The organism is Achromobacter sp. NPDC058515 (assembly GCF_042721735.1).
GTDB lineage: Bacteria > Pseudomonadota > Gammaproteobacteria > Burkholderiales > Burkholderiaceae_B > Achromobacter.
Genome location: NZ_JBHXNI010000005.1, coordinates 124,718 through 147,397, shown reverse-complemented (window position 1 = coordinate 147,397; position 22,680 = coordinate 124,718). Strand labels below are relative to the sequence as shown.

Below are 22,680 nucleotides of genomic sequence, written 5' to 3'. Positions count from 1 at the left end.
TGCGCGGGTATCAAGAAAAAATTACAAAGTTCACACATTCTTTGTCGGAAAAACTGACATGAGCGAATTCACCCTGCACGACCTGCAGTGCTTCGACGCCGTGCTTCGCGCCGGCGGCTTCCAGGCGGCCGCCGAGTCGCTGCATCGCTCGCATCCCGCAGTGTTCGCCGCCGTCGCCAAGCTGGAACGCCAGCTCGGCATCACGCTGCTGGACCGCAGCGGCTACCGCGTGCGGCCCACGCCGGCCGGCAAATCGTTTCACCGCCGCGCGCAATCGCTGCTGCGTGAACTCGAGGGCCTGCGTACTCACGCCGCGCAACTGGCGATGGGCGAGGAAAGCGAGCTGCATGTGGTGATCGGAGACTTCTGTCCGCGGCCAGAAATGCTGGGGCTGCTCGGCCGCTTCTTCGCGCAATGTCCGGCCACGCGGCTGCACCTGCATTTCGAGGCGGTGGGCGGCCCGCAGGAGCGCCTGCTGGACGGGGAGGCGGACCTGATCCTGCACCGCGTGGACAAGAGCGATCCGCGCATTGAATGGCTGGATCTGGCCAAGGTGCCGTTCATCCCGGTGGCGGCTCCGGGCTATCTGCCCGGGGCCGTGGCGCGCGCCGCCAAGCCCCGCAGCCTGCGCGACTACACGCAGTGCGTCATGCGCGACACCGCCCGCCATATGCCGGCGCGCGACTATTTCATGATCGAAGGCGCGCCGCAGTGCACGGTGCCGGACCAGCTCATGAAGAAGGAGATCATCCTGCAAGGGATGGGTTGGGGACATCTGCCGCGCTTCCTGATCGAAGACGAATTGCGCGACGGGCGCCTGCTCTCCATCGCCAGCCGCCATCTGCCCGGCAGCGTCGAGGATCTGGTGGCGGCAAGGCGCAGCGACCGGCCGCAAGGGCCCGTGCTGGCCCGTCTGTGGCGACACCTCCAGGACAAGCCAGGCGAGATTCAAACGCCCTGAGCCGGCGCGGCGGCTGCCCGCGCATTTGCGGCAGGTCAGCGATAAGGGAAAATACGCATGGCATAGCACTGCGTGCTTCTTCAGAATTGCCCACAGACGCAAGATCGTCTTCAAATTCTCGCCGACTGCCAGTGTTGCCAGTCAGGCGTAGGGCAAAAAGGCCCGAGCCGGATATTCCGGCTCGGGCCTTTTTGTTTTCCGTTTGCAAATCGTCTTCTTTCGAATGGCGCTTCGATGCGCCCTGGGCGGAGCTTTGCCCGAAGAACCGAGAACGCAGCGGCCGGACGGTATTCGTCGTGATGTGGTCGGCAAAGGCGGTTGTCCAATCCCGGGCAGCTCAGGGCTTGCAAGCAAGCCCTAGCCGGAGGCTTGCCTTCAGAAACGCACAGGAGCGCATCGATGAGCGAATACAACCGCCGCCGCTTTCTGCAGCACAGCGGCTCAATGGTTTTACTGAGCGCCGCGTCGGGGATGGCAGCACTGCCCCGTCAGGCATACGCCCAAGACACCGTCAAAATGGGCCTGCTGCATTCCTTGTCCGGCACCATCGCCATCGCAGAGGCGTCGCTGGTGGATGCGGAGAAATTGGCGATAGAAGAAATCAATGCCGCGGGTGGCGTGATGGGCAGGCAGATTGTGCCAGTCGTCGAGGACGGCGCCAGCGAGAATGCCGTGTTCGCCGAGAAGGCGCGCAAGCTGCTGGACCGCGACAAGGTCGCGGCCATTGTCGGCTGCTATACCTCGGCGTCGCGCAAGGCGCTGCTGCCGGTTCTGTCGCGCAGCAAGGGGCTGCTGTACTACCCCACCTATTACGAAGGCCAGGAGCAGGACGCCAGGGTGTTTTACCCGTCCCAGGAGGCCACTCAATCGGTTATCGCGGCCGTGGAATGGATGGCGCGCGAAAAAGGCAAGACGTTTTTCCTGGTTGGGTCCGACTACATCTACCCCCGCACGTGCAACAAGATCGCCAAGCCGGCGATCGCGCACATGAACGCGAAGGTGGTGGGCGAGGAGTACGCGCCCCTGGGGCACACGGAGTTCTCTTCCATCATCAACAAGATCAAGGCGGCAAAGCCGGAGTGCATCTACAGCACGGTGGTGGGAGGCTCCAATGTGGCGTTCTACAAGCAATTGCGCGCGGCCGGCCTGGATGGCACGCGTGTCGTGCTGTTGTCCACGGTGGTGTCCGAGAACGAGATCGAGGGCATAGGCAAGGACAATGCCGCGGGCTATTACGCCTGCATGGGCTATTTCCAGAGCCTGCAGAATCCGGCTAACGAGAAGTTCGTCAAGGCCTTCAAGGCGAAATACGGACAGGGCCGTGTTATCGGCGATCCGATGCAGGTTGCCTACAACAGCGTGTACCTGTGGAAGCTCGGGGTGGAGAAGGCCGGGTCGTTCGATCCGGACAAAGTCATCACGGCGTCGGCGGGACTGACCTTGCAGGCGCCGGAAGGCACCGTGCGCATGCATGAGAACAATCATCACGTCTGGAAAAAAGTGCGCGTGGGACAGGCCCGTCCGGACGGGCAGTTCGACATCGTGTGGGAATCGGCCGATCTGATCGAACCCAATCCCTTCCCGAAGCTGTAGTGGACCGCGCGCGGATGCGCGCAACCCAACCGCCGGCGGCGCAGCCTGGAACGTGATCATGAATCTCGATATTGCGGCAATGCAGCTTTTCAATGGGATCAGCCTTTTCAGCATTCTCCTGTTGATGGCGATAGGTCTGGCGGTCGTGTTCGGCCTGATGGGCGTCATCAACATGGCGCACGGCGAACTGATGGCCATGGGCGCCTATACGACCTATCTGGTTTCGGTGGCGTTCCAGCACTGGGCTCCCGGGTGGATAGGCGTGTACCTGTTCGCGGCCATTCCGCTGGCATTCCTGGTCACGTTCGCGTTCGGCTATCTGCTTGAGCGCGGCTTCATCCGCTGGTTCTACAACCGCCCTTTGGACACGCTCCTCGCGACCTGGGGGCTCAGCCTGATCCTGCAGCAGACCTACCGCTCCGTGTTCGGCGCCCAAGAGGTCAGCGTGCCGCTCGCGTCGTGGCTCAGCGGCGCGTGGGAGCCTACGCCCGATCTGCAGTTCCCGCTGAACCGGATCTTCATCCTGGGCCTGACTCTGCTGGTTGCGGCGGGCGTTTATCTGTTGCTCTACCGCAGCGCATGGGGCCTGCGGGTGCGCGCCGTCACGCAGAACCGCGCGATGGCGGGCGCCGTGGGAATCAATACGAGGCGGATCGACGCATTGACCTTCGCGCTGGGCTCCGGCCTGGCGGGCATCGCCGGCTGCGTCTTCACGATGATAGGTTCGACCAACCCGGGAACCGGCCAGCTTTACATCGTCGATTCATTCATCGTGGTGGTGTTCGGCGGGGTGCAGAGCTTGCTGGGAACTGCATTTTCCGGCCTTGCCATCGCCCAGTCGCAGACCACGCTGGAATACCTGATGAGCGGTTCCATGGCCAAGGTCACCATCCTGGTGCTGGTGATCCTGGTCCTCTATTTCCGCCCCAACGGGCTGTTCGCCAACAAGACTCGGGGATGACGCGATGAAGGAGCTACACAGGAAAACCGAAGAGATCGCGATCTTGCTGGTCGCGGTGCTGGTCCTGGCCGTCCTGCCCCTGGCGCTGGACCCGTTCAGGCTCAATCTGGTCGGCAAGTACATGGCCTTCGCTTTCGTGGCGATCGGCATCGTGCTGACCTGGGGCTACAGCGGCGTGCTGAGCCTGGGGCAGGGGATTTTCTTTGGGCTGGGCAGCTACATGATGGCCATGTTCCTGAAGCTGGAAGCGTCCGCCCCGGAGCTGCCCGACTTCATGGTGTGGAGCAGCGTGGAAAGCCTGCCTTGGTGGTGGCAGCCATTCCATTCGCTGACATTGACCCTGCTCTTGATCGTGGCAGTGCCGGGCGCGGCGGCCTATCTCTTCTCGCTGGCAATCTTTCGCAAACGCGTCAGCGGCGTGTACTTCGCGATCGTGACGCTGGCCCTGGCGATGACGCTGACCGTACTGATCATCGGCCAGCAAGGGGACACGGGCGGCGCCAACGGCATCACGGATTTCCGCACCCTGCTGGGCTGGGACATCGTGGGCGACGAGGGCAAGCTAGTCCTCTATCTGATAGAGGCCGCCGCGCTGACGGCGGCGATGCTGGCGTCGTTGCTGATCGTCCGCAGTCGGTTGGGAAAGATCCTGATCGCCATCCGCGACCGCGAGGACCGCGTGCGCTTCTCGGGCTACGACACCGCGCACGTGAAGGCTTGCGTATTCAGTGTGGCAGCCGTCCTGTCCTCCATCGGCGGCGCCTTTTTCACCCTGCAGGTCGGATTGATCTCGCCGGGAGCCATCGGCGTGGTGGCGTCGATCGAGATGGTGATCTACGCGGCCGTCGGCGGCAGGCTGTCCATTCCTGGCGCCGTGGTGGGCGCCTTGCTGATCGGTTTTCTCAAATCCTATCTGTCCGAGACTTTCCCCGAAGTGTGGCTGTACTTCCTGGGCGCCATTTTCATCGGAGTGGTCGTGGCGATGCCCAACGGCCTGGCCGGCGTTTTTGGACAGATCCAGGCGCGCCGCGCCGCCAGGAGCGCGCGATGAGCGCCGCCCTCGACCTGCGGGAGTCCGCCAGCATGGACATGAGCAGCGACCGCCCGGCGCCCGGCGCCATTCTGAAGATCGAGGACCTGACCGTTTCGTTTGACGGGTTCCGCGCCGTGGACGGCCTAAGCCTGTGCGTTGCGCAGGACGAACTGCGCGTCATCATCGGCCCGAACGGCGCGGGCAAGACCACCCTGCTGGACATAATCTGCGGCAAGACGCGGCCATCTTCCGGACGCGTCATGTTCCAGGGTCGCGACCTGGTCCGGATGGCGGAGTTCGACATCGTGCGCGCCGGCGTCGGGCGCAAGTTCCAGACACCGTCCGTCTACGAGGATCTGACAGTGCTGGAGAACTTCGAGATATCGCTGCCTGACGCGCACGGCGTGATCCGGTCCCTGCGGTTCAGGCGCACGGACGAGGTCCGCGCGTGCATTCAGGCCATGGCCGAACAGGTTTTCCTGGCGGACAGGCTGGCGGAGAAGGCGGGCCGCCTGAGCCACGGACAGAAGCAGTGGCTCGAAATCGGCATGTTGTTGATGCAGAGCCCGCAACTGCTGCTGCTGGACGAACCGGTGGCCGGCATGAGCCCGCGCGAACGGGAGCTGACGGCTGAACTGCTGGCGCGGATTTCCCGCGGCAAATCGGTGGTGGTCATCGAACACGACATGGATTTCGTCAAGCGCATCGCCCACAAGGTCACCGTGCTGCATCAGGGGCGCCTGCTGAGCGAAGGCACGGTGGCCGAGGTGCAGGCCGACCCGCGCGTGCTGGATGTGTACCTGGGCCATTGAAAGGGAGAGCGCAATGTTCCGGATCGACAAGCTGAATGTCAGTTACGGCGAATCCCACGTCATCCACGACGTGTGCTTCGAGGTCGCGCCGAAGGAGTCGGTGGCCATCATGGGCCGCAACGGCATGGGCAAGACTACCTTGCTCAAGGCGCTGATCGGCATGCTGCCGTCGGGCTCCGGCAGCATCCGGCTGGACGGAACGGAGCTGGCGGGCCTGGAGAGCTATCAGCGCGTGCAAAACGGGCTGGCCTTTGTGCCGCAAGGCCGGATGATCTTTCCATTCCTGACGGTCGAACAGAACATCTTGACCGGGGCCCAGCGCCACGGATTGAAGGCGGTGCCGGAGTACCTGTACCGCTTCTTTCCGGTGCTGCGCGAAATGCGCCGGCGCAAGGGCGGAAACCTGTCCGGAGGGCAGCAGCAGCAGCTGGCGATCGCCCGCGCGCTTATCTCCGATCCCCGCGTGCTGATCCTGGATGAACCGACCGAGGGAATCCAGCCTTCCATCATCAAGGACATCGCCCGCGCGCTGAACGCGCTGCGGGAGGAGCGCGGCTTTGCCATCGTCGTGTCGGAGCAAATGCTGGGATTCGCGCTGGACCTGGCCGACCGCTTCCTGGTGATAGACCGGGGCCGCATCGTGCATGAGGCGTGCCGGGCCAGCCTGGACCAAGAAAAAGTCAGATCTTTCCTGACGGTATGACCGTTAACCAACGAGGAGCATTGTCATGAGACACGGAGATATCTCCAGCAGCAACGATTGCGTGGGCGTGGCCGTTGTGAACTACAAGATGCCGCGGCTGCATACCAAGGCCGAGGTGATGGAAAACGTCCACAAGATCGCCGATATGGTCGTGGGCATGAAGCGTGGCCTGCCGGGCATGGACCTGGTCATATTCCCTGAATATTCCTCCCACGGCATCATGTACGACGCGAAGGAAATGTACGAAACCGCGTCGGCCATTCCCGGCGAGGAAACCGCCATATTCGCCGACGCGTGCCGCAAGGCCAATGTGTGGGGCGTGTTCTCGCTGACCGGCGAGAGGCACGAGGAGCATCCGAACAAGGCCCCATACAACACGCTCATTCTTATGAACAACAAGGGCGAGATCGTCCAGAAGTACCGCAAGATCATGCCCTGGGTTCCGATCGAGGGCTGGTACCCGGGCGACTGCACCTATGTGTCGGAAGGCCCCAAGGGCCTGAAGATCAGTCTCATCATCTGCGACGACGGCAACTATCCGGAGATCTGGCGCGATTGCGCCATGCGTGGGGCGGAACTGATCATTCGATGCCAGGGCTACATGTATCCGGCCAAGGATCAGCAGGTGATGGTGTCCAAGGCCATGGCCTGGATGAACAACGTCTATGTGGCAGTGGCCAACGCGGCCGGCTTCGACGGGGTCTATTCCTATTTCGGCCACTCAGCCATCATCGGCTTTGACGGCCGCACGCTGGGCGAATGCGGCGAGGAAGCCATGGGCGTCCAGTATGCGGAGCTGTCGACCAGCCTCATACGCGACGCCCGCAAGAACATGCAGTCGCAGAACCATCTCTTCAAGCTGGTGCACCGCGGATACACCGGCAAGATAAATTCCGGCGAGGAGGCCAACGGCGTCGCAGCCTGCCCATACAGCTTCTACGCGAACTGGATCAACGACCCGGAAGGCACGCGCAAGATGGTCGAGTCTTTCACCCGGTCCACCGTGGGCACGCCGGAGTGCCCGATGGAAGGGATTCCCAACGAAGACTCCAAGCACCGCTAGGCGCGGTTCGCCAGTCATCCAGTCCGGTCCGGCGCTGTGCCGGCCGGACGCTACCCGAGGACATGAGCCGTGCCGCCTCCGCTCGATACCTACCGGATTGTGCATGAACCGTTCTACCGCCCGACGGGCCGCGAAATCGAACTGTACGCGCATGCATATGCGCATCGGCTGCCATTGGTCCTGAAGGGGCCCACCGGCTGCGGCAAGACGCGATTCGTGGAATACATGGCCTGGAAGCTCGGACGCCCCCTGGTCACGCTAGCGTGCAACGAGGACATGACGGCCTCCGATCTGGTCGGCCGCTACCTGCTGGATGCCGATGGCACGGCCTGGCACGATGGTCCGCTGACGCTGGCCGTCCGCCATGGCGGCATCTGCTATCTGGACGAGATCGTCGAGGCTCGCCAAGACACGACGGTAGTCATTCACCCGCTGACCGACGCGCGCCGCATCCTGCCGCTGGACAAGAAGGGCGAGGTGGTGCGCGCGCATCCGGACTTCCAGCTTGTGGTGTCGTACAACCCGGGCTACCAGAGCAGCGCCAAGGACCTCAAGCCTTCGACGAGACAGCGCTTCGCCGCCCTGGAATTCGATTTCCCGGACGCAGGGCACGAAGCCGAGATCGTGGCGCACGAAGCGGGTATCGATGCCGGCATGGCGGACCGTCTGGTTCGCATCGCGCACAGTTCCCGCGAGCTCAAGCGCCATGGGCTGGACGAAGGGGTATCCACTCGCATGCTGATCTACGCGGGCATCCTTATCCGCGACGGCGTGAGTCCCGCTGAAAGCTGCGACATGACCATGACCCGCGCCCTGACCGACGATCCCGATATGGCGGCGGCCTTGAGGGCGCTCATCGACGCCAACCTGGGATGAGCATGCGCGCCATTCTGCCCACGGGAGATAGCGTCGGCGCCGGAAGACGCCTGGCCGATACGTTAGGCGACAAGCTGCGGCGCCTGGCCGCCCGCAGCGGCGAGGATCAGGCGGCCGAGGCGCTGCGGTGGATCGAAGCCTTGCGCGAGGAAGATCCCGATAGCGCCCAGGCCGTGGTGGACCGCTTGGATCAGTTGATGGCGCGGCTGACGGCCGGAGGGCTGGGGCGCTGGATGCTGGCTGGACTGCGGCGCTATGAGCGCCTGCCCGGCCGCCAGCGGGCCTACTTCCGACTGGACGATGCCTATGCCCGCGAAGCCCTGCATGCCGAGTCGGACGCGCAGGATCTGGAGGCGGCACACGCCAGCCTGTCGTGGCTCCTCTGCGGCTTGTCGGGCAGGGGGCTTGCGGTCGAGCCACTGCGCCGCTCTGTGCTGGACGGCCCGCCATCGCGTCCGATCCTGACGTCCACGCATCTGCTGGTGCCAGACAGCTATACCGTGCTGGACGGCGCCGATCGGCCAGCGCTGTATCGCGCGGTGGTGGCGCACGCGGCGGCCCACTTGCGCTATTCGCCGTCTGCGCTGCCCGTCCTGAGCCTGAAGCCGATGGGCGTGGCCGTCGTGTCGGCCATCGAGGACGCGCGCGCGGAACGGCTCCTGGCGGCCGACTATCCAGGCGTGCGCCGATGGTTCCTGCCGTTTGTGCCATCGCCGCCGGATCCGGCCGATCTGGGGTTCGCCGCGTTGATCCGGCGCATGACCCGCCTGCTGATGGCCCCCGAGCTGCGCGACGACAACCATTGGGTTAACAAGGCGCGTACGCTGTTCGAGGCGCAGGCCATCGACCTGGCGGATACGGCGGCCTTCCGTCGCCTGGCTTCGGTGCTGGCGAACGACCTGGGGCAGATGCGGGTGCGCTTCAACCCCCAGCAATACGCCGCGCCGGTGCCCTACCGTGACGACAACTCATACTTGTGGGACTACGGCGATGCGGCCGATCCGCCGCCCGAGCTTGTGCTGGGGGCGCACGGCGCGGCGCCTGAGCGGCGCGATGCCGCGCCGGAGGGCGAGGGCGACCTTCGGGAGGCCGCCATGGATACGGAACTCGGGCGCTACCACTATCCAGAATGGGACTACAAGCTGGGCCGCAGCCGGCCTGACTGGTGCACGGTGATCGAGACGCTGCCCGGCTGGAGCGGCATGGGGCCCGCCGCGCCCGCCGGCCGCCAGCAGCGCCTGGCCTTGCCCCGATCCCGCCGGCTGGACCGCGCGAGGCGTCTGAGACGCCAATGGGAAGGAGACGACATCGACCTGAACGCGGCCATCGAAGTCTTGATCGACCGGCGGCTGGACCTGGCGCCGGACGCGCGCTTCTTCATGCGCCCGGGCAGCCTGGCTTGCGCTTGCAGCACGCTGGTGCTGCTGGACCTGTCGGCTTCGGCCAATGATAGGGTGCCCGGGGCGGCGGCCACCGTGCTGGATCTGGAAAAGCAGGCCGCGGCCTTGCTTGCGCGGGCGGTGTCGGGCGAGGGGGACCGGATCGCGGTGCATGGATTCTGTTCCGATACGCGGGCGGCGGTGCACTATTACCGTCTGCTGGATTTCGACGCGCCGCCGACGCCGGCGGCGGTGGGCCGGATCGCCATGGCGCAGGCTCGCTACTCCACTCGCCTGGGGGCGGCGCTGCGGCATGCGGGTCAGCTGTCGTTGCACGCGCCGGGGGAGCGGCGGGCCATCATTGTCGTGACCGACGGCGAACCCTCCGACGTGGACGCGCATGATCCGCGCTATCTGCTGGACGACGCCCGCGAAGCGGTGCTGGAGCTGCGGCGCGGAGGCCTGCGGGTGCATTGCGTGGCGCTGGACGGGAAGGCCGAGCCGCAACTGCGGGCGATGTTCGGCTTTCGCGATTATCGGATCGTGACGAATCCCGCCGCGCTGGCGCCGGCGCTGATCCGCGCCTATGCCCGCGCGACTTCGGGATGACCCCAGGAATCCCCGTGTTGACGCGGACTGCGCCGGTGCTGAAACTGATCACCTCGACAAAGGACTGACCCCCGCGCTCGCGGGCGTTCCTAACATGGCAAACAAAGATCCTATCCGCGTGGGCGTATTGTTCTCTGAAACGGGAGCCACATCGACCATAGGCCGTTCCCAGCTGCAAGGCACGTTGCTGGCCATCGACGAGATCAACGAAGCGGGCGGCGTGGATGGCCGCGAGATCGTTCCGGTGCGATATGACCCGAGGTCCGACCCCGCCACCTACAGCGTGCTGGCGGAAAAACTGATCACGCAGGATCGCGTCAATGTCATTTTCGGCTGCTACATGTCCAGCAGCCGCAAGGCGGTGCTGCCGGTGGTCGAGAAATGGAACCGGCTGCTGTTCTACCCCACGCTGTACGAAGGCTTCGAGTTCTCCAACAACATCATCTACACGGGAGCCGCGCCGAACCAGAACAGCGTGCAGCTGGCGGAGTTCATGACGGCCAACTTCGGCGCCCGCGTCTACCTGATCGGATCCGACTATATCTACCCCTACGAGTCCAACCGCATCATGGGCGAGCTGGTGCTGCAGCGCCAGGAAAGCGCCAAGCTGGGCGAGCGCTATGTGCCGCTGACCGCGACCGAACGGGACTACCGGGAGATCCTCGACGACATCCGCAACAAGCGCCCCGACTTCATTTTCTCCACGGTGGTGGGCAATTCCACGGCGTGCCTGTACCGGGCATACGCGGATGCGGGCTTCGACCCGAAGACCATGCCGATCGCCAGCCTCACGACGTCCGAGGCGGAAATCTCGCAGATGGAGCCCGAGGTGGCGGCAGGGCATTTCACCTCCGCGCCATATTTTCAATCTATCGACTCCGACATCAACCGGCGCTGCCTCGAACGGCTGCGGCGGCGCTTTGGCCACGACTGCGTGCCCAACCTGTGCTGGGAGGCGGCGTATTTCCAACTGCACATCTTCGCCAACGCCTATCGAGACACAGGCACCGACGAGATCGCGCAGATCCTGCCGCGCGTGCTGCAGAGCGAGTTCCAGGCTCCCCAAGGGCGCGTGCGCATCGATCCCACCAACCACCATACCTGTCTGTACCCGAGAGTGGGCAGGGTCAACGGCAAGGGGCAATTCACGATCGTGCGCGAGGCCACGCGGCCGGTGCATCCGGATCCGTATCTTGTCACCCATTCGCTGGGCGACTGGACGGCGACGCTGAGTTCGCTGGAGATCTGATGGTGGAGCCGGCAAGCCGACTGCGCGTCGTGCGCGCGACGCCCTCGCTTCTGAAAGACCTGCGCACCCTGCGCATAGCGGTCTGTCATCCCGACGATGCGGACGGCAGGCAGCTGACGCAGCAGCTTCAACGCATAGGCTGCCAAGTGCAGACCTTTTGGCCGCCGGCGCCTACCTTGCCGGAAGGGCTGGACGTGATATTCCTGGCGGTGCGGCCGGACGTGATCGACCTGGGCTTCGAATGGGCCAAGAGCGAAGACGCACCCATGGTCATCGCCATCGTCACATACGAGAACCCCACCATTGTCGAGGCGGTGCTGCGCATCGGCGCCAAGGCGGTGCTGCCGTCGCCGGTCCGTTCATTTGGGCTGCTGTCGTCCCTCGTGGTGGCGCGGCAGGTCTACGACGACATCAAGTCGCATGCCCGCCGCCTGCGCAAGCTCGAGGGCAAGCTGCTGGGCGTGCGCCGCATCGCGGAAGCCAAGAGCATCCTCATGCGTACGCGCAACGTCACCGAAGGGCAGGCCTACGACTTGATCCGCGAGCAGGCGATGAACAAGCGCGTCACCACCGAGGAAATCGCCGGCGCCATCGTGAATGCCAACGAGATCCTGTCGATGGGAAAATAGGGCGCGAGCACCCGTAATAGGCTCGAATTTTCGGGCTTGTCATTCCTCTGCCGGTGTCTGACACCCGTGTGAGACGATCTTCAGCCTGAGCCGCCGTCTTCACTGAGCCGCCGTCTTCAGCTTGGGCGAAGCCTCACCTCCACATTCCAGAATAGGCATTTGCCGGCGCCGAGCCCACACTCATGCTCACAAGTTGATCAATCAATGATCACGCAGGGAGACAAAGCATGATGTTTGCGCATCGCTGGCTGGCCGCCGGCGCGATGGCCTTCGCCATCGCAAGCCCGGCGCTCGCGGCCTGGCCCGAACGGCCCATTACCCTCATCATTCCGGCCGCGCCCGGCGGCACCACCGACATCTCGGCGCGCCTGATCGCCGACAAGCTGTCCGCCAAACTGGGGCAGCAGGTCATCGTGGAAAACCGCGCGGGCGCGGCCGGCATCATCGGCGCGCAGGCGCTGGCGCGCGCCAAGCCCGATGGCTACACATTGCTGATGGGCAACATCGGCCCCAACGCCATCAACTACGCGCTCTACAAGACGCTGCCCTACAAGCCCGCCGACTTCGCGCCCGTGACGCTGGTGATCTCGGTGCCCAACGTGCTGGTCGTGAACGAGGCCTCATCCGCCCGCTCGGTGGCGGACCTGCTGGCCCAGGCGCGGCAGGACCCCGCCAAGGTGTCCTTCGGCAGTTCGGGCGCGGGCCAGTCCCCGCATCTGTCGGCGGAACTCTTCAAGCAGCGCGCCGGCATTCCCGGCACGCATGTGCCCTACAAGGGCGCCGGCCCCGCCGTGGCCGCGCTGCTGGGCCAGCAGTTCACCTTCATGATCGACAACCTGCCCAGCTCCATGCCGTTCATCCAGTCCGGCAAGCTGCGCGCGCTGGCCGTGACCAGCGACAAGCGCCTGGCCGAGCTGCCCGACGTGCCCACCATGGCCGAGGCCGGCGTGCAGGACATGGTGGTCACCGCCTGGTTCGGCCTGGTCGCGCCCGCGGGCACGCCGCCGCAAGCCATCGACACCCTCTATGCCGCCACCCGCGACGTGGTGCGCAGCCCCGACATCAGCGAACGCTTCAAGGCCATGGGCGGACGGGCCGGCGGCAATACGCCGGCGGAGTTCGCCGCCTTCATCGACCAGGAACGCGCCCGCTGGAAACAGATCGTCGATGCGGCGGGCCTTGCACAGGAGCAGTAAGTGATCGACAAGATACAAGCATCCATGGCCGAGGCCGTGGCGGTCATCCCCGACGGCGCCTCGGTGCTGGTGGGCGGCTTCGGCGAAGCGGGCGTGCCCTACGAACTGCTGCAATGCCTGGCCGAATCGGGGCGACGCGACCTGACCATCATCTCCAACAACGCCGGCACCTTCGAACGCGGCATCGCCGCGCTCCTGCTGCGCAAGCAGGTCAGGAAGATTATCTGCTCGCATCCGCGCCCGCCCAACTCCGAGGCCTTCGCCCGCGCCTTTCGCGCAGGCGAGGTAGAGCTGGAATGCGTGCCCCAGGGCACCCTGGCCGAACGGCTGCGCGCGGCCGGCGCCGGCCTGGGGCCGTTCTACACGCCCACGGGCTACGGCACCGAACTGGCGCAGGGCCGGCCGCAGGAGGTCTTCGATGGCGTGGGCTATGTGCTGGAGCAGCCCTTGCGGGGCGATTACGCGCTGATCCGCGCGCACCTGGGCGACCGCTGGGGCAACCTGATGTACCGGCACGCCGCGCGCAACTTCAACCCGGTGATGTGCATGGCCGCGGGCCACGCCATCGCGCAGGTCGACGAGGTCGTGCCGCTCGGCACATTCGTGCCCGAGCAGGTCATGACGCAAGGCATCTTCGTGAAATCCGTGGTGCGGGTGGAGGCCTGACATGCAAGACATCACCGGCTTGACCCGGCAACAGATCGCCCAGCTGCTGGCCAGCGATATCCCGGACGGCTCCATCGTCAACCTCGGCATCGGCATGCCGACCCTGGTCGGCGACCACCTTCCCGCCGGCCGCGAGATCCTGCTGCACAGCGAGAACGGCATCCTCGGCATGGGGCCGGCCGCTGCCGGCGCGGACGTGGACCCGGACCTGATCAACGCCAGCCGCCAGCCCGTCACCTTGCTGGAAGGCGCCTCCATTACCGAGCACACTGTCTCGTTCGCCATGATGCGCGGCGGCCACCTGGACTACGCCGTGCTGGGCGCGTTCCAGGTCTCGGAGCAGGGCGACCTGGCCAATTGGAAGACCGACGCCGCGGACGCCATACCCGCCGTCGGCGGCGCGATGGACCTGGCCGTGGGCGCCAGGCAGGTGCTGGTCACGATGGAGCACCGCGGCCGCGACGGCGCGCCCAAGCTGCTGCGGCAATGCACTTATCCGCTGACCGGCAAGGGCGTCGTGACGCGCATCTATACCGACCTGGCCGTGATCGACGTGACGCCCGCGGGCCTGCAGGTCCATGCGATGAAGCAGGGCGTGAGCGCCGAATTCCTGCGCTCGGCCACCGGCGCGCCGCTGCATTTCCCGCAAGCGCCGCGCACCATCGTGCTGGATGACGCCGGCGCTCCCCGCTACGCCTGAAGTCTTGCGCCCGGCCCCGGGCAAAGGAGTCCCTGATGATCCGTTCGATCCTGGCCGCCGTCTGCGCGGGCCTGTTCTGCCTGGGCGCGGCGCATGCCGCGCAGACCTATCCCGACAAGCCGATCACCTTGCTGATCCCGTACCCTCCCGGCGGCAGCGCCGACATGCTGGCCCGCCCGCTGGGCGCGGAACTGCAAAAGAAGTGGGGCCAGCCGGTGGTGCTGGAATACAAGCCGGGCGCGGGCGGCGCCATCGCCTCCGCGCAACTGGCGCGCGCCAAGCCCGACGGCTACACGCTGCTGATGGTGCTGGCGGCGCACACCATCAACCCCAGCCTGTACCCCTCGCTGCCCTATGACACGCGCAAGGATTTCGCGCCGGTCTCGCTGGTCGCCACCTTGCCCATGCTGGTCGCCGCGCCGCTCGCCACGCCCGCCAACTCCATCCCTGAATTGATCGCCTACGGCAAGAGCCACCCGGGCAAGCTCAGCTTCGCATCGGCCGGCAACGGCAACACCAGCCACCTGGCGGCCGAGATGTTCAAGAACCAGACGGGCGCGGACATGATGCACGTCCCCTACAAAGGCAGCGGCCCCGCGGTCGTGGCCTTGCTGGGCGGCGAGGTGTCGCTGATGTTCGACAGCATCTCCACGTCGCTGCCGCAAGTGCAGGCGGGCAAGCTGAAGGCGATCGCAGTCACCGGCGAACGCCGTTCGCCGCTACTGCCCAACGTGCCGACCGTCGCAGAAAGCGTGCCGGGCTTCGTGGTGAACGGCTGGTACGGGGTGCTGGCGCCGGCGGGCACGCCGGCAGCGGTGGTCGACGCATTGAGCCGGGGGATTGCGGAGGCGGTTGCGGTGCCGGCGTTGAAGGAGCAGCTTGCGGGGTATGGGTACGAGGTGGTGGGGTCTACGCCGGGGGAGTTCGGGGCGCATATCGATCGGGAATTGGCGGCTTGGAAGAAGGCCGTTGAGGTGTCTGGGGCTAAGGTCAATTGACCTGGGCTTTGCTGTAGACCTTCCAAGTGGTTTGCAGGTCTTGGGCATTCGCAGGTCTCAGTGCTTCGCAGGTGCTTGCTGCTTCTTAGTTTTTAGTTCGTCGTCCTTCGTAGGCCGCCCGCGCCGCCCATCGGGCACTGGAGTTGAAATGGCGATTGGCGGCGCGCCGGAATTCTCGGGCTTGTCATTGCTCTGCCGGTGTCTGACACCCGTGTGGGACGATCTTCAACTTGAGCCGCCGTTTCATGGGTGTCAGACACCTGGTTCGCGCAGCCCCACCGCCCGCGCCGCCCATCGGGCACTGGAGTTGAAATGGCGATTGGCGGCGCGCCGGAATTCTCGGGCTTGTCATTGCTCCGCCGGTGTCTGACACCCGTGTGAGACGATCTCCGGCTTGAGCCGCCGTCTCATGGGTGTCAGACACCTAGTTCGGTGTCAGACACCTAGTCCGGCGTTTCATCGGTGTCGGACCTCGGTCAGGCGGTATCTGACCGTCACCGTCGCGCAGCGGCCTCCCGTGCCGCAAGACACCGCGTAAGCTCCAATGGGCCGCCCGCGGGGCCGGCCGGGGGCGAGCCCCGCAAGATCTTCCACCCAAACGGCTAACCCGCCACCAACACACACTCCAAAGCCTCCGGGCCACTAACCCGCACCCGAAACTCCCTCAACTCATCCCGCCGGAAAACATGCACCGTCACCCGCTCCCCCGTTCTGTACTGCGCCAGCAACAGTTCGAGCCCCGCCGGCGCATCCACCCGTAGTCCGTCGATGGCGACAAGCACATCCCCCGCGGACAGTCCGCCCTTGTGTCCCGCCCCGCCTTCCAGCACCGTCGCCAGCACCAGCGAATCGCCCTGCTTGCGCGTCCGCACGTCCAGCGACGGAATATTGGCCGACGTCTTCCATTGCAGCGTCACGCCCTGCGGCTCCAGCAGTTTCGCCAGGGGCACATCCGCGGTGCCGTACGCATGGCGGGCGATGAAGCGGCGCGTGTCCACGCCGGTGGCCTCGCGAATCAGCGCGGGCAGGCCGTCTTCGGGCAGGCCTTGCGGCTTGCCCCGGTAGAAATCGCGTCCATAGCGTTCCCACAGCAAGCGCATCACATCGTCCAGCGAACGCGCGCCCGACGTCTCCTGGCGGATCAGCAGGTCCAGGCCCAGCGCCACCAGCGCGCCCTTGGTGTAGTAGCTGACCAGCGCGTTGGGCGAATTCTCGTCCTGCTTGTAATAGCGCGTCCACGCGTCGAACGAGCTTTCCGCGACGGATTGCTTGGTCCGGCCGGGCGTGCGCGCCACGCTGGTGATGGTCTTGGCCAGCAGGCGCAAGTAATCGGCCTGCGTGATAGCGCCGGAGCGCAGCAGCAGCAGGTCGTCGTAGTAAGAGGTGAAGCCCTCAAACACCCACAGCAGGCGCGTCAGGTCGGGCTGCGAAAGGTCGTAGGGCGAGAAAGCGTCCGGCTTGATCCGCTTGACGTTCCAGGTATGGAAGTACTCGTGGCTCACCAGGCCCAGAAAGCCCCGGTAGCCTTCGCCCTGGCCTTGCTGGCCCAGCACCGGCAGGTCCTTGCGCGCCGTCATCAGCGCCGTGCTGGCGCGGTGCTCCAGCCCGCCGTAGCCGTCGCCTGTCACCATCGTCATGAAGACGTAGCGGTCGGCGCTGTCCAGGAACGGCGCGCGTCGGGTGCGCGGTTCGAAGAACGCGATCTGCGTCTCGCAGATCTTCTTCACGTCAGCGGTGATGCGGCCCAGGTCCAGGTTGGGCGCGACTCCGGTGAAGACCAGTTCGTGTTCGGCGCCGTGCGCGACAAAACTCGACACCTGCGGCGTGCCCATCTCGACCGGATGGTCGATCAGCGCGTCGTAGTCCGGCGCCAGGTACAGGCCGAAGCCATGGCGGCGCGCCGCGCCCTTGTGGCCGCGGGCTTCCGGCAGGCTGGTGTAGACCTTCCAGCCCTCGATGCCGCGCGGAGGAGCCAGGTCCACCAGGCAGGGCAGGTGGTCCTGGCCATGCACGCGCAGAAAAACGCTGGTGCCGTTGAAGAAGCCGTGGGTCTCGTCCAGATGCGCGCCGCGCACCGACAGGTCCCAGGCATACACCACATACTCCACCCGCAACGGACCGTGGCAGGGCGCGGCCTGCCAGGTGTGGTTGTCGATTTTGTCGACAGTCACGCGCCCGGGGCCGGCGTAAGCGGCCACCGATTCGATCTGGCGCGAGAAGTCGCGGATCAGGTAGCTGCCCGGAATCCAGGCAGGCAGGGACAGGCGCTGGCCGTCGGGGGAGGGCGAGGCGATCGTTAGGGTTATCCGGTAGCGGTGTCCGGCGGGATCATGGGGCGCGAGGCGGTAAAGTACGGGGGATGCGGCATCTGATTTCTTCATGCTCATATCTTATTACTGGAGACATTCAATGAGCGAGTCGTTTGTGCTGGTCGAAACCCGGGGCCGCGTCGGTCTGCTGACGCTGAACCGTCCCAAGGCGCTCAACGCGCTGAACGATCAACTGATGGATGAGCTCGGCGCGGCGCTGCTTGCGTTCGAAGCGAATGCCGACATCGGCTGCGTGGTCATCACCGGCAGCGAGAAGGCCTTCGCCGCGGGCGCCGACATTGGCGCGATGAAGGACTGGTCGTACATGGACGTGTACGGCAGCGAATACATCACGCGCAACTGGGAAACGCTCAAGCGCATCCGCAAGCCCGTGATCGCCGCGGTTGCCGGCTACGCGCTGGGCGGCGGCTGCGAACTGGCCATGATGTGCGACATCATCATCGCCGCCGACACCGCCAAGTTCGGCCAGCCTGAAATCAAGCTGGGCGTGATTCCGGGCGCCGGCGGCACGCAGCGCCTGCCGCGCGCGGTGGGCAAGGCCAAGGCCATGGACATGGCGCTGACCTCCCGCATGATGGGCGCCGAGGAAGCCGAGCGCGCCGGCCTCGTGTCGCGCGTGGTGGCGGCGGACAAGCTGATGGAAGAAGCCCTGGACGCGGCCACCGTGATCGCCTCCATGTCCCTGCCCTCGGCGATGATGGCCAAGGAATGCGTGAACCGCGCTTTCGAAGGCTCGCTCAACGAAGGCCTGCTGTTCGAGCGCCGCGTGTTCCATTCGCTGTTCGCGACCGAAGACCAGAAGGAAGGCATGGCCGCGTTCACTGAAAAGCGCAAACCGGACTTTAAACACCGTTAAGGCTTGTTACGCGCGCCCCGATGGCCGGGGCGGCGCCCGTTTTCGCCGCGCGCCCCATGAGGGCGCGCTTTTCATGCGCAGTCGGCGCGCCTGGCCGCGTTGCGCCTTGAAACGTCTGGGCAGCACCTTGTTGCAGAGTTCGGCCCTATCCTGGGTAGGCGTCATCCCGAGGTGCCGCGCCAGAGCGGCTTGTCCACACTGGCCAAGTCCCGCGCGGCGGCTCGCTTGCAAACAAAACCAAGAAGGAGCCTTGCATGCGTACATTTATCGCTACCCGCCGGTGGTCCGCCGCGGCGCTTGCCGGCGCGTTGAGCGTCTGCTTCGTCACAGCAACCCAGGCGCAATCGCAATCCCCGCGCCCCTCCTTGCGCCAGGTGTCCCAGACGCCGCCTCCTTCCGCGCCGGCGCCTGCCACGCGGATGAGCGAGCAGGAACTGCGCGACACCGCCATCGACGCCTACGTCTACGCCTACCCCATGGTCCTGATGGAGCTCGCGCGCCGCCAGGCCACCGCCGTGCAAAGCCCGCTGGAGGGCAAGGCCCCGATGAACCAGTTCGGCCACAAGGCGGCCTTTCCGGACCCGCGCGCGGCCGATACGCCGTGGCCCAGCGCCGACGCCCTGTACTCCAGCCTGTGGTTCGACGTATCGCGCGCCCCGCTGATCATCAACCTGCCCGATACCGGCGGCCGCTACACCGTGCTGTCGGCCCTGGACATGTGGAGCGACGTGTTCGCGTCCCGCGGCACGCGCACCAACGGCAACGGCCCGCAGTCCTTCGCCATCGTCGGCCCCAACTGGCAGGGCAGCGTGCCGGCCGGCGTGGACGTGATCCGCAGCCCCACCTCCACCGGCTGGCTCATCGGCTGGACCCAGGCGGGCGGACCGCAGGACTACGCGGCGGTCAACCAGATCCAGTCGGGCATGACGGCCCGGCCGATGGTTGCGCCGGCGCCGGCGCCCACGCCTAACCGCAACCGCAACGCCGGCTCGGTGTATCCGCAGACCGGAGCAGGCGTGGGCTCCGCGCCGATCGGCAGCGGCCTGCCCATGCCCGTGACGACGCCGGTGGCGGTGCCCGACGGCACGCCGGCCGAGCAAGCCGCCGCGATGGACGCGGCCTCGTTCTTCGCGCTGTTCTTTGACGTGTTGCGCAACAATCCGCCGCATGCCAACGACTCGCCCATCCTTGACCGCATGCGCCGCATCGGGCTGGACGACAGGCAGCCGTTCTCGTACGGCCGCCTGAGCCCGGCGGCGCAGCAGGCGCTGACGGACGCGCAGCCGCTGGCCGGCCGCCGCATCGCCGACGGGGTCTCGCGCCTGGGCACGCCGATCAACGGATGGAACACCGTCCTGTCCGGCATCGGCACCTACGGCACCGACTACTCGCGCCGCGCCGCCATCGCCTATGCGGGCCTGGGCGCGCCGACGCCCGAAGATGTGCTGTACCCGGTGACCGTGTCCGATTCCAAGGGCCGTCCTCTGAATTCCAACGAGGACTACGTGCTGCACTTCGACAAGGGCCAATTGCCGCCGGCCAACGCGTTCTGGTCGCTGCATGTCTATAACGACAGGCACGGGTTTGCCGACAATCCGGCCAACCGCTATGCGCTGCGCAGCACCGACGGCCTGAAGTACAACGCCGACGGCTCGCTGGACATCTATATCCAGCGCCGCGATCCGGGCGAATCGAAGCGCGCGAACTGGGTGAGCACCCCGGCCGCCGATGGTCCGTTCCTGCTCAGCATGCGCCTGTACTGGCCGCAGGACACCGCGCTGGACGGCCAGTGGGCCCCGCCGCCGGTCCGGGAAGACTGACCGCTTCGGTATCGGGCGCGCGGCCTCCCTGACGGGAGGCCGCGCGTCTTTGCGCAGGGCTTGCGCAAATCATGAGCACGTCCGCCATGGCGGCGTTCGCGTCCCTTTTTTCAGGCATGCGAGGGCGTTGTTTGCACCTTACAAACACCCGAAAGTTCATTTGCTTGGGTAAAAAGAATCACGCTATACTCTGCGGGTTTGACGCTTGCGGGATAAGAACACGTGGCGGCTGGCAGGCAGCGGGCGGGAAGATGCGCCGGTTGCGTGTGCTGGTGGATGCGCCGGTTCTGACAAAAGTAGTTAAGCGGGGAAGTTTGATGCGACAGAACTCCATGCAGCAAGAGCCGCGTCTGGGCCAGGAATTGTTGGATCCGGACATGTTGGATAAGGCCATGGTGGATAAAGTTCTGATTCTTAGCGACGCGGATCGCGCGGCGCTGGATGCTCAAGCAAGTCGCGGGCTTTTGTTGGCATTGGCGGCGCAAGGCGCCATGGGGCTCGCAGCAGCAGTAATAGCGGGGGTTGTCGGAGGGGCGGCGGCAGGTTGGTCTGCGCTGGCGGGGGCGGGAGCGTATTTCATACCCAATGCGTTGTTCGCATTGCGCCTGGCTTTCAGCGTACGGACCGGTCGGGCCAATCCCTTTACCTTTCTCTCTGGTGAGTTGATCAAGTTGTTCGCAACGGCATTGCTGTTGTGGCTGATTTCGCGTGTGGCGCAGGACTGGCTGGTTTGGCCTGCCGCGCTGCTCGGTCTGATACTCACATTGAAGGGCTACCTCCTGCTCTTGATGTTCCGCAAGTTGTCTTAGCGCCGAGTAAGTTGCGGCAAACGAAATCGTGGAATCGTCCGGTTCGCAAGGGCCGGGCATACAGCAAATAGGGTAGGATTCAAATGGCTGCTGCCAGCGACGTGTCGCCTCAGTCCGCGTATATTCAGCATCACCTGGTGCATCTGAACAATACCGGCGAGAAACAGAGCGCTATTGCTCAGTTCGACATCATCAATTACGACTCGTTGTTCTGGTCCGGCCTGATGGGCCTGATCGTCATTTTCTTCCTGTGGCGCGCCGCGCGCCGCGCCACCAGTGGCGTCCCCACCCGTTTCCAGGCATTTGTGGAAATGATCGTCGACATGGTCGACGACCAGGCCAAGGGCATCGTCCACAACGCCAAGAGCCGTCTTTTCATCGCCCCGCTGGCGCTCACCGTGTTCCTCTGGATCATCCTGATGAACGCGCTGGACTTGCTGCCGGTTGACCTGCTGCCCTCCGTCTGGCGCCTGACCGGCCTGGGCGCGGAACACGGCGATCCCCTCTACTACCACCGCATTCTTCCCACCGCCGACCTTAACGTGCCGATGGGCATGTCGCTGGGCGTGCTGCTGCTGATGTTCTATTACGGCATCAAGATCAAGCGGCCGGGCGGCTTCGTCAAGGAACTGTTCACCGCGCCGTTCCATGCGCATGGCCTGGGCGCTGTCGTCCTGGCTCCGTTCAACCTGCTGCTGAACCTGATCGAATACGCCGCCAAGTCCGTTTCCCTGGGCATGCGGTTGTTCGGCAACATGTTCGCCGGCGAACTGATTTTCATGCTGATCGCCCTCTTGGGCGGCGCCTGGACCGGCTTGAACGGCGCCAGCATCGGCTTGGGCATCGGCCACGTCCTGGCCGGCTCCATCTGGGCGATCTTCCACATCCTGATCGTTCTGCTGCAGGCCTTCATCTTCATGATGCTGACGCTGGTGTATCTCGGCCAGGCTCACGAAGGCCACTGATCCCCCCGAATTTCCGGCGTTGGCCTCCCGGCCAGCGCTGGATAGCAAGATTATCTTGCATTGAGCTGTACCTCTTATTTTTCAATTTTTGACTTCAGATTTCTAACCAAGGAGTTGTCATGACCAACGTCGCTTTCGTTGCCCTCGCTTGCGGTCTTATCATCGGTCTGGGCGCTATCGGCGCTTGCATCGGCATCGCACTGATGGGCGGCAAGTATCTGGAAGCTTCGGCTCGTCAGCCTGAGCTGATGAACGCTCTGCAAACGAAGATGTTCCTGCTGGCTGGCCTGATCGACGCGGCATTCCTGATCGGCGTGGGTATCGCCATGCTGTTCGCCTTCGCCAACCCGTTCGTCGGATAAGGCACCGCCCGCCGGCAAATAGGTGGGTCATGACGCTGGCGGCGATGAGGGCAAGCGCCCCGTCGCCGGTCAGCAAAGTATCGAGTGCTCCGTGACGCCCCTTTCCGGGT

At 65.1% G+C, this 22,680-nt stretch carries 21 protein-coding genes; 20 read left to right on the top strand and 1 reads right to left on the bottom strand.

Annotated features, from left to right (window positions below; all coding sequences use genetic code 11):
• The first annotated feature begins 58 nt into the window (after positions 1-58).
• The 15 genes from ACFWP0_RS11435 to ACFWP0_RS11365 all read left to right on the top strand — a co-directional run bounded on the left by ACFWP0_RS11435 (position 59) and on the right by ACFWP0_RS11365 (position 15,428).
• On the top strand, positions 59-961 hold the full coding sequence (locus tag ACFWP0_RS11435) for a LysR family transcriptional regulator (RefSeq protein WP_377842079.1): 903 nt from the start codon (positions 59-61) through the stop codon (positions 959-961).
• 399 nt (positions 962-1,360) lie between these two features.
• Positions 1,361-2,554 (top strand): urea ABC transporter substrate-binding protein, encoded by a 1,194-nt coding sequence (gene urtA, locus ACFWP0_RS11430; RefSeq protein WP_377842078.1) that lies wholly within the window; start codon positions 1,361-1,363, stop codon positions 2,552-2,554.
• Positions 2,555-2,612: 58 nt separating this feature from the next.
• Complete coding sequence (urtB, locus tag ACFWP0_RS11425) at positions 2,613-3,515, top strand: urea ABC transporter permease subunit UrtB (RefSeq protein WP_377842077.1); 903 nt, start codon at positions 2,613-2,615, stop codon at positions 3,513-3,515.
• Positions 3,516-3,519: 4 nt separating this feature from the next.
• Positions 3,520-4,566 (top strand): urea ABC transporter permease subunit UrtC, encoded by a 1,047-nt coding sequence (urtC, locus tag ACFWP0_RS11420; protein ID WP_377842075.1) that lies wholly within the window; start codon positions 3,520-3,522, stop codon positions 4,564-4,566.
• A gap of 32 nt (positions 4,567-4,598) precedes the next feature.
• Entirely contained in the window at positions 4,599-5,360 is a 762-nt protein-coding gene (gene urtD, locus ACFWP0_RS11415; RefSeq protein WP_377842342.1) for an urea ABC transporter ATP-binding protein UrtD, read from the top strand.
• A 13-nt stretch (positions 5,361-5,373) separates the two neighbouring features.
• Positions 5,374-6,063, top strand: a complete 690-nt coding sequence (urtE, locus tag ACFWP0_RS11410) for an urea ABC transporter ATP-binding subunit UrtE (RefSeq protein WP_377842074.1) — start codon at positions 5,374-5,376, stop codon at positions 6,061-6,063.
• 25 nt (positions 6,064-6,088) lie between these two features.
• Positions 6,089-7,126: an aliphatic amidase gene (locus ACFWP0_RS11405; protein WP_377842072.1), complete on the top strand. Its 1,038-nt coding sequence runs from the start codon at positions 6,089-6,091 to the stop codon at positions 7,124-7,126.
• 69 nt (positions 7,127-7,195) lie between these two features.
• Positions 7,196-8,002 carry a CbbQ/NirQ/NorQ/GpvN family protein gene (locus ACFWP0_RS11400; RefSeq protein WP_377842070.1) on the top strand — a complete coding sequence of 269 codons (807 nt, stop codon included), beginning with the start codon at positions 7,196-7,198 and terminating at the stop codon, positions 8,000-8,002.
• A 2-nt stretch (positions 8,003-8,004) separates the two neighbouring features.
• A complete protein-coding gene (locus ACFWP0_RS11395; protein ID WP_377842069.1) occupies positions 8,005-9,990 on the top strand; it encodes a nitric oxide reductase activation protein NorD in 1,986 nt (661 codons plus the stop codon).
• A 94-nt stretch (positions 9,991-10,084) separates the two neighbouring features.
• A complete protein-coding gene (locus ACFWP0_RS11390) occupies positions 10,085-11,239 on the top strand; it encodes a transporter substrate-binding domain-containing protein (protein ID WP_377842068.1) in 1,155 nt (384 codons plus the stop codon).
• Positions 11,239-11,868 carry an ANTAR domain-containing response regulator gene (locus ACFWP0_RS11385; protein ID WP_377842065.1) on the top strand — a complete coding sequence of 210 codons (630 nt, stop codon included), beginning with the start codon at positions 11,239-11,241 and terminating at the stop codon, positions 11,866-11,868. The genes ACFWP0_RS11390 and ACFWP0_RS11385 overlap by 1 nt, the downstream gene beginning before the upstream one ends.
• 227 nt (positions 11,869-12,095) lie before the next feature.
• The gene (locus ACFWP0_RS11380; protein ID WP_377842064.1) at positions 12,096-13,064 is read left to right on the top strand and encodes a Bug family tripartite tricarboxylate transporter substrate binding protein; all 969 of its coding nucleotides are present in this window, start codon (positions 12,096-12,098) and stop codon (positions 13,062-13,064) included.
• Positions 13,065-13,730, top strand: a complete 666-nt coding sequence (locus ACFWP0_RS11375) for a 3-oxoacid CoA-transferase subunit A (RefSeq protein WP_377842063.1) — start codon at positions 13,065-13,067, stop codon at positions 13,728-13,730.
• Position 13,731: 1 nt separating this feature from the next.
• Positions 13,732-14,430: a 3-oxoacid CoA-transferase subunit B gene (locus ACFWP0_RS11370; protein WP_377842061.1), complete on the top strand. Its 699-nt coding sequence runs from the start codon at positions 13,732-13,734 to the stop codon at positions 14,428-14,430.
• A 35-nt stretch (positions 14,431-14,465) separates the two neighbouring features.
• Complete coding sequence (locus ACFWP0_RS11365) at positions 14,466-15,428, top strand: Bug family tripartite tricarboxylate transporter substrate binding protein (RefSeq protein WP_377842059.1); 963 nt, start codon at positions 14,466-14,468, stop codon at positions 15,426-15,428.
• A 602-nt stretch (positions 15,429-16,030) separates the two neighbouring features.
• Here the strand turns inward: ACFWP0_RS11365 and ACFWP0_RS11360 are convergent.
• A complete protein-coding gene (locus tag ACFWP0_RS11360; protein ID WP_377842058.1) occupies positions 16,031-17,809 on the bottom strand; it encodes a M61 family metallopeptidase in 1,779 nt (592 codons plus the stop codon).
• A 28-nt stretch (positions 17,810-17,837) separates the two neighbouring features.
• Here ACFWP0_RS11360 and ACFWP0_RS11355 point away from each other — a divergent pair, with 28 nt between their 5' ends.
• The 5 genes from ACFWP0_RS11355 (at position 17,838) to atpE (ending at position 22,570) form a co-directional block, all read left to right on the top strand.
• A complete protein-coding gene (locus ACFWP0_RS11355; protein ID WP_377842056.1) occupies positions 17,838-18,614 on the top strand; it encodes an enoyl-CoA hydratase in 777 nt (258 codons plus the stop codon).
• Between the two features lie 254 nt (positions 18,615-18,868).
• A complete protein-coding gene (locus tag ACFWP0_RS11350; RefSeq protein ID WP_377842054.1) occupies positions 18,869-20,434 on the top strand; it encodes a DUF1254 domain-containing protein in 1,566 nt (521 codons plus the stop codon).
• Between the two features lie 395 nt (positions 20,435-20,829).
• Positions 20,830-21,243, top strand: coding sequence for an ATP synthase subunit I (locus ACFWP0_RS11345; RefSeq protein WP_377842341.1), 414 nt, complete (start codon positions 20,830-20,832; stop codon positions 21,241-21,243).
• An 83-nt stretch (positions 21,244-21,326) separates the two neighbouring features.
• Positions 21,327-22,208, top strand: coding sequence for a F0F1 ATP synthase subunit A (gene atpB / locus ACFWP0_RS11340; RefSeq protein WP_171666865.1), 882 nt, complete (start codon positions 21,327-21,329; stop codon positions 22,206-22,208).
• A 119-nt stretch (positions 22,209-22,327) separates the two neighbouring features.
• Positions 22,328-22,570 carry a F0F1 ATP synthase subunit C gene (gene atpE / locus ACFWP0_RS11335; RefSeq protein WP_003815363.1) on the top strand — a complete coding sequence of 81 codons (243 nt, stop codon included), beginning with the start codon at positions 22,328-22,330 and terminating at the stop codon, positions 22,568-22,570.
• Positions 22,571-22,680: the final 110 nt, after the last annotated feature.

Excerpts from the sequence above, each read along its gene's own strand:
- ACFWP0_RS11435 (WP_377842079.1), top strand. The coding sequence starts at position 59 with ATGAGCGAATTCACCCTGCACGACCTGCAGTGCTTCGACGCCGTGCTT.
- urtA (WP_377842078.1), top strand. The coding sequence starts at position 1,361 with ATGAGCGAATACAACCGCCGCCGCTTTCTGCAGCACAGCGGCTCAATG.
- urtB (WP_377842077.1), top strand. The coding sequence starts at position 2,613 with ATGAATCTCGATATTGCGGCAATGCAGCTTTTCAATGGGATCAGCCTT.
- urtC (WP_377842075.1), top strand. The coding sequence starts at position 3,520 with ATGAAGGAGCTACACAGGAAAACCGAAGAGATCGCGATCTTGCTGGTC.
- urtD (WP_377842342.1), top strand. The coding sequence starts at position 4,599 with ATGGACATGAGCAGCGACCGCCCGGCGCCCGGCGCCATTCTGAAGATC.
- urtE (WP_377842074.1), top strand. The coding sequence starts at position 5,374 with ATGTTCCGGATCGACAAGCTGAATGTCAGTTACGGCGAATCCCACGTC.
- ACFWP0_RS11405 (WP_377842072.1), top strand. The coding sequence starts at position 6,089 with ATGAGACACGGAGATATCTCCAGCAGCAACGATTGCGTGGGCGTGGCC.
- ACFWP0_RS11395 (WP_377842069.1), top strand. The coding sequence starts at position 8,005 with ATGCGCGCCATTCTGCCCACGGGAGATAGCGTCGGCGCCGGAAGACGC.
- ACFWP0_RS11390 (WP_377842068.1), top strand. The coding sequence starts at position 10,085 with ATGGCAAACAAAGATCCTATCCGCGTGGGCGTATTGTTCTCTGAAACG.
- ACFWP0_RS11385 (WP_377842065.1), top strand. The coding sequence starts at position 11,239 with ATGGTGGAGCCGGCAAGCCGACTGCGCGTCGTGCGCGCGACGCCCTCG.
- ACFWP0_RS11380 (WP_377842064.1), top strand. The coding sequence starts at position 12,096 with ATGATGTTTGCGCATCGCTGGCTGGCCGCCGGCGCGATGGCCTTCGCC.
- ACFWP0_RS11370 (WP_377842061.1), top strand. The coding sequence starts at position 13,732 with ATGCAAGACATCACCGGCTTGACCCGGCAACAGATCGCCCAGCTGCTG.
- ACFWP0_RS11365 (WP_377842059.1), top strand. The coding sequence starts at position 14,466 with ATGATCCGTTCGATCCTGGCCGCCGTCTGCGCGGGCCTGTTCTGCCTG.
- ACFWP0_RS11360 (WP_377842058.1), bottom strand. The coding sequence starts at position 17,809 with ATGAAGAAATCAGATGCCGCATCCCCCGTACTTTACCGCCTCGCGCCC.
- ACFWP0_RS11355 (WP_377842056.1), top strand. The coding sequence starts at position 17,838 with ATGAGCGAGTCGTTTGTGCTGGTCGAAACCCGGGGCCGCGTCGGTCTG.
- ACFWP0_RS11350 (WP_377842054.1), top strand. The coding sequence starts at position 18,869 with ATGCGTACATTTATCGCTACCCGCCGGTGGTCCGCCGCGGCGCTTGCC.
- atpB (WP_171666865.1), top strand. The coding sequence starts at position 21,327 with ATGGCTGCTGCCAGCGACGTGTCGCCTCAGTCCGCGTATATTCAGCAT.
- atpE (WP_003815363.1), top strand. The coding sequence starts at position 22,328 with ATGACCAACGTCGCTTTCGTTGCCCTCGCTTGCGGTCTTATCATCGGT.